General features: G+C 37.8%; 1 tRNA gene. It reads left to right on the forward strand.

The window, feature by feature from the left end:
- Positions 1–52 precede the first annotated feature (52 nt).
- Positions 53–126, forward strand: a tRNA-Ala gene (locus tag ACHRWY_RS27620).
- Positions 127–357 lie beyond the last annotated feature (231 nt).

A 357-nucleotide genomic window follows, 5' to 3' on the forward strand; every position in this document is an offset into this window, starting at 1 on the left:
GAGCATTTATGAGCATTCATAACTCATAATTCATAACTCATCATTTAAAAATGGGGGATTAGCTCAGCTGGCTAGAGCGCCTGCCTTGCACGCAGGAGGTCAACGGTTCGACTCCGTTATTCTCCACTGATTTACTATAAATATAGTAAATAAAAGTTCATTGACATATTGAGATAAGAAAATAATAAAAAGTAGAAAGCGTTTTTTGTTATGAGTAGCGATACGAGTAATAAAAGACAAAAAAAAACGGTCATAATTAATTTTATGATTGGTACAATAAGCAAAATAAGGGCGTATGGGGGATGCCTTGGCTCTCAGAGGCGATGAAAGGCGTGATAAGCTGCGAAAAGCTGCGGG

The sequence above is a fragment of the Flavobacterium sp. FlaQc-48 genome (assembly GCF_044007335.1).
GTDB lineage: Bacteria > Bacteroidota > Bacteroidia > Flavobacteriales > Flavobacteriaceae > Flavobacterium.